General features: G+C 58.9%; 5 protein-coding genes. 2 read left to right on the top strand and 3 right to left on the bottom strand.

Annotated features, from left to right (window positions below; all coding sequences use genetic code 11):
* Positions 1-79: 79 nt before the first annotated feature.
* Together H5U08_RS08840 and H5U08_RS08845 are read left to right on the top strand one after the other, a co-directional pair.
* A complete protein-coding gene (locus H5U08_RS08840; protein ID WP_297032261.1) occupies positions 80-526 on the top strand; it encodes an Hsp20/alpha crystallin family protein in 447 nt (148 codons plus the stop codon).
* 101 nt (positions 527-627) lie between these two features.
* Positions 628-1,023, top strand: coding sequence for an Hsp20/alpha crystallin family protein (locus tag H5U08_RS08845; RefSeq protein WP_297032269.1), 396 nt, complete (start codon positions 628-630; stop codon positions 1,021-1,023).
* Positions 1,024-1,128: 105 nt separating this feature from the next.
* Here the strand turns inward: H5U08_RS08845 and H5U08_RS08850 are convergent, their stop codons facing one another.
* From H5U08_RS08850 to groES, 3 genes are all read right to left on the bottom strand, one after another.
* Entirely contained in the window at positions 1,129-2,970 is a 1,842-nt protein-coding gene (locus tag H5U08_RS08850; protein WP_297032271.1) for a hypothetical protein, read from the bottom strand.
* 478 nt (positions 2,971-3,448) lie between these two features.
* Positions 3,449-5,059 carry a chaperonin GroEL gene (groL, locus tag H5U08_RS08855; protein ID WP_297032272.1) on the bottom strand — a complete coding sequence of 537 codons (1,611 nt, stop codon included), beginning with the start codon at positions 5,057-5,059 and terminating at the stop codon, positions 3,449-3,451.
* 59 nt (positions 5,060-5,118) lie between these two features.
* On the bottom strand, positions 5,119-5,445 hold the full coding sequence (groES, locus tag H5U08_RS08860; RefSeq protein WP_297032274.1) for a co-chaperone GroES: 327 nt from the start codon (positions 5,443-5,445) through the stop codon (positions 5,119-5,121).
* Positions 5,446-5,681: the final 236 nt, after the last annotated feature.

The following is a 5,681-nucleotide window of genomic DNA, read 5'->3' on the forward strand; positions in this document are numbered from 1 at the left end:
GTCCTTAACCCGGCTTTGTATGGGCCGCCGGGTGCGAGTTCAGTTGGCTTAACAGGTATAAGGAGAAAGGAGACAGGCCATGGCAGTTCCTCCGTTTGGTCCGCAATCTCTGGAGCAACTCCGTCGCGAAATGGATCGGTTGTTCAACAGCTTTCTCGGTGAGCTGCCCGAAGCTCCCTGGCCGTTGCAGGGGCGAGAACGCTTGCCGGTAAACATGTGGGAAACCTCGGAGGCCTTTTATGTGGAAGCGGAAGTTCCCGGCGTGACACAGGATCAAATTGACATCTCCGTGACCGGCAACGAGTTGACCATCAAGGTGCGGCGGCCGCAACCTGCCGAGGAAGGCGTTACCTACCATCGACGGGAACGTGCGACAGGGGAGGCCACGCGGGTGATCCGGTTGCCCGGTGAAGTCGATCACGAACGAGTTCAGGCCGATCTCCAGCTCGGTGTGCTGACGATTACGCTACCGAAGGCCGAAGGAACCCGGCCGCGCAAGATCCCCGTGAACGTCCGCACGGGGTGAGTCCAAGGACCGAACATCCCTCTCTGAACCATTGGGAGTCAGCAAGTGGCAAGTGATCGGGAAACCTATTCTCCAAAAATAGCAATTAAGGAGGGTAAGCTATGAGGCATCAACACGGTGGGAAACGCGCAGCCCAGGCGGCTCCGGAACATCTTCGAGGCGATCGGTTTTACAGCCCGGCTGTCGATATCGTGGAAAAGCCTGATGAGATTCTCCTTATCGCGGATGTGCCGGGGGCTAAACCGGAAGACATCGACGTTCAATTCGAGGATGGCACGCTGACGCTGCATGCCCGGGTAGCTCCCCGGTATGGTGAGGGAGTGGAATTTCTGCGGCAAGAGTACGGGGTGGGCGATTTTCTACGGGTCTTTCATGTGAGTGAGGCCATTGACGCGGCCAAGATTTCGGCGGAATACGCCAATGGCGTCCTCACGCTTCATTTGCCGAAATCGGCGGGCCTGCGTCCGCGAAAGATCGAGGTTGCCGTCAAGAGTTGACAGAATCTCGCCGTCCCACAAAGGGCGAACGAATGGGCGTCCAGCCTCCAGTGTTTGGGCGGCTGCGACCGCCCGCGATTCTTTTCACCCTCAAGCCGTTAGCTCTCAGTCCACAAAAAGGAGCGTTTGATAGGGCGCCAGCTCGAGGTTCAGCGCGTTGTTCTGCGGCGTCACCATCTGTTTGCCGCCGGTCGCGGGATCGAGTTGCATCCAGGCATGCTCGGTGACTCCCCGGAGGCTGCCGTGATAGATCTCCTGGCCGACGTTCACGAGCACCAGGATGGTGTGATCATCGCGTGAGAACCTGCCTAAAACGATGCGGTCGTTAGGCGGCTGGATCGACAGATCGGGCTGAATCCAAGCCACGGCGTTACTGGCGTTGATGGTCTTTTCCGGACTGTCGTGAATCACGCGCCCTTTTTGGGCGGTGAACTGTTCCACGACCTTCTGCGCTTCCGGGGGCAGCTCAACTCCCATGGGAAACACGAGTGTGGCGATTTCCGCATTGCCGGCACGGAGGGTTCCCCTGGGCGTGACTCCTGCCCGGGCGAGGTGTTCGTGGTCGATGAGGATGAACGGGATTTGCCTTCGCTGGAGCGTCTGCCCGATCCGAACGAAGGAGGAGATGATCTGCTGAGCTCGCGGCGGAGCGGGAGACTGATGCAGCGGACCGGCGACAGGACGATACTGGGCCCACAGATCGTAAATCGGATAATAGAGGGCCACCCGCGGCTGGGGCATGGCCGGCTTAAGAATCGTATTCAAACGTCCGACAAACTGCCCGTACTGCCAGTTCTCGTCGGGGGTTCTGTCTTCCGGGCTGTAGTACAGCGTGAATTCGGTGACTCCCCAGGCGGCCTGCCAACCGGCGGTGGCTTGCATCTGCTGGAGGCTCACAGGCCCGGCACCGGACATCTTTTGGGCGAAGTCGCTCACTTCCGTCATGACCCGGCGATGACCTTCCAGAAGAGCGCCGGAAAGAGGCATGGCGGCCGTCATCCAGCTCATGTGGATGACCGACTCGGGATTGGAAGTGAGCATGTCCAGGCCGGGGATGTCCATTCGTGAAATGGCCTTCAGTCCATTGCCGTAAAGGGGCACGTGATGATAGATGGATTCTTCGTGGAGATTATGGCCGGAGGAGGCCACCCCGTGTGCCCGGCACCATTGTTGAATCTGCCCGAAGTAGCGATCGGCCACCAGGTCCGCCACCGTGCTCCAGAATTGGCGTCGGATGCGATGATCTTCTGACGAATCCCCCTCAAAAAGGCTCTTCCACTGGGACTGGATGTCTTCACCCCATCGCCGCCGGTAAACGTCGGCGAAATCGTGGCACCATGGTATGGTGGGAAGTGGTTTAACGTTCGGATCAACCGGGTCTTCGACGGGGACTCTGCTGCGGGCGGGTTCAGGGATCGGCCCCAAATCCACCGCCATCAGGGATGGCTCATCGGTGAAGAAGGCCACAATCGTTTTTCCAAAGTATTCACCCACTCTCTGATAGTAGGCTTCATGTGTGAGCTTGATAAAGCGTGCCGTGGCGCGTTCGTCCATCAGATTGATATACCGCCGGAGCGCATGATAGTTGTTCGAAGCATGCGTGTGCTCGTACGCCCGGCGGAAAAAGTATTCAGGGTTCCCCAGCGGATCGCGCGCGAGAACGAGGGCTTCCAACTCCGGATGGCCACGCAGAACGAGCCCACCGGCGGTTCCACTGGGATAGCCTTTCTCGTCGTAGATCCAGACCGGCATGCCCAGTTGTGCGCACATCTGGACGCCAGCCACGAACGATTTCCAATGCTCTTCCGATTCGAGATAGTGATCGAACATCACATTGCACACGATGCCACCACGCCCGCGGCGCAAATAATAGGCAAGCCCCTCGTCGGATTGGGGCTGCGCTGCAGGCTGCTGGAGGATCTGTGCCACCGCATCCGCTACAAGCATCCGGGGCGAAAGCCCGTGAACAATCTGCAGGGGTCTGTCAGCGAGTGCCGGTCTGTCCCAATGGACGAGCCATTCCGAGGGCACTTCCCCCCAACTTTGGGCTGCTGGGGCGGCAGAAGCCAGAATAACTGCGGCAGAGATCAGGAGAAATGAGCGTACAGAGGGCTTCCTTCCCCAGGCGTGATAAAACCGCTGGCACATCGGGACAACCCTTTTCAAAAAAACGGAGCTTGAATGCCGAACCTCCTCTCGAGGGAGGCCCGAACCTGGCGGGAAGATTTTCCTCTTCGCGCGGGTCTATGCCGGGTGGTTGCCCTTGAAGGATACATTGTTCGGGCGCAAAAATCGAGCGCCCCCAGCGGGGTTGGGGGCGCTCATGAAAGGGGAGGGGAAGGGGGCGACTTCTGCAACTCAGGCACCCTGGGCTACTGGCCAGGGCCTCCATCGCTGATCTCTCAGCCTCCAGATCAGCGTTTCATCAATATTCCGGAGGCGAGTGGCTACCGCCTTTTTCTTCCTTGGGCTTTTCGGCCACCAGCGCGTCACTGGTCAGCATGAGGATGGCAACGCTGGCCGCATTCTGAAGGGCGGTGCGAACCACCTTGGTCGGGTCGATGACACCCGCTTTCACCAGGTCCTCAAACTGCCCGGTGAGAGCGTTATAGCCCATGTTGCCCTTCATTTCGGCGACTTTCTCACAAATGATGCTGCCGTCCTGGCCGGCGTTGGCCGCGATCTGAGTGATCGGGGCACGGCACGCCCGGAGGACGATCTCGTAACCCACCTTTTCATCGGTGGTGAGACCCTCGGGCGAGCACTGGGCCGCCGCACGCAAAAGCGCCACACCGCCACCGGGGAGGATCCCCTCTTCGACAGCCGCCCGGGTGGCATGGAGGGCGTCTTCCACGCGGGCCTTCTTCTCTTTCATCTCGGCTTCGGTCGCCGCGCCCACACTCAGTTTAGCCACACCACCGGCGAGCTTCGCCAGCCGCTCTTCCAATTTTTCGCGGTCGTAATCGCTGGTGGTCTTTTCGATTTCGCGGCGGATCTGTTCAATGCGTCCTTTGATCTCTTCGGTTTTGCCGGCACCCTCGATGATGGTCGTATTCTCTTTATCGACGACGACCTTCTTGGCGCGGCCAAGCTCGGCAAGGGTCACGTGCTCGAGCTTCCGGCCGAGGCTTTCGAACAGAGCCACACCGCCGGTGAGGATGGCGATGTCTTCCAGCATAGCCTTGCGGCGATCGCCATAACCCGGCGCCTTGACCGCACAGCAGCGGAGGGTCCCGCGGATACGGTTGACGACCAAAGTGGCCAGCGCGTCGCCGTCCACGTCCTCGGCGATGATGAGGAGCGGTTTGTTCGCGTTGACAACCGCTTCAAGGAGCGGCACAAGCTCGCGAGCGTTGGAGATTTTCTTCTCGTGAATGAGGATGTAACAATCCTCAAGGACGCATTCCATCTTTTGAGGATCGGTCACAAAGTACGGCGACAGGTAACCACGGTCGAACTGCATTCCTTCCACAAATTCGACCTTGGTTTCCATGGTCTTGCTTTCTTCGACCGTGATCACGCCGTCTTTGCCGACCTTGTCCATGGCCTGGGCAAGGAGCTCACCGATCGCCATGTCGTTGTTGGCGGCGATGGCGGCCACCTGGGCCATCTCCTTGGTCGTCTTGATGGGGATCGACATCTTGCGGAGCTTATCAACGATGTCGTCCACCGCCTTTTCGATCCCCTGCTTCAGGCCGATGGGATTGATTCCCGACACCACGGCCTTGAGGCCTTCTGTGAAGATCGCTTCGGCGAGGATGGTAGCCGTCGTGGTGCCGTCGCCTGCCACGTCACTCGTCTTGGAGGCGACTTCCCGCACCATCCGGGCGCCCAGGTTTTCGTAGACGTCTTCCAGATCGATTTCCTTGGCTACCGTGACGCCGTCCTTGGTCACGGTGGGAGAACCGAAGCTTTTCTGAATGATCACATTGCGACCACGAGGGCCCAGTGTCACCTTGACGGCCTGGGCCAGCTTGGAGACGCCACGGCGAAGGGCATCCCGGGCTTCCTGATCAAAGGCAATTAACTTTGCCATAGTTCGAACGCTCCTTTCCCTCTACGTGATTCTTCAATTCCCTGCGGCGAGAATCAGGTTCACTCGATAACCGCCAGAATGTCTTCTTCCCGCAACAGCACGTATTCCTGATCTCCCATCCGGAATTCGTCGCCGGCATAGGAGCTGAACAGGACCCGATCACCCACTTTGACCTGCAAGGGTGCCCGCGTCCCATCGTCCAGCAAACGTCCGGGGCCGACACTCACGACAACTCCCCGTGAGGGTTTCTTCTTGGCGGTGTCCGGCAGGAGGATGCCGCCGGGGGTCTTTTCCTCGGATTCTTCGCGCTCGACCACGACCCGATCTGCCAACGGCTGCAACTGGAGCTTGCTGTCTCCCTGTTCGGCGGTTTTCTTTTTGGCCATCTGTTCAATACCCTCCTCGAGTGAGTTGCAAAATGGACACACACGATCAACGGGACATCCAAGACGAAAGTAGAAAGCGACCTGCCAGAGACGCCCGACCAGGTCACTGGAAAGCAAACAGTAAATGGGGCTGCTCCGGAGGATTGCAATTAGCGCGCCAAATTCTGGATTAGATCAGAAAGTAGTGAAGTCACCGTCACTTACACCCTGCCAGCGAGTATTGATCGGGCCCGCTC

The organism is Thermogutta sp., from assembly GCF_014359955.1.
Classification (GTDB): domain Bacteria; phylum Planctomycetota; class Planctomycetia; order Pirellulales; family Thermoguttaceae; genus Thermogutta.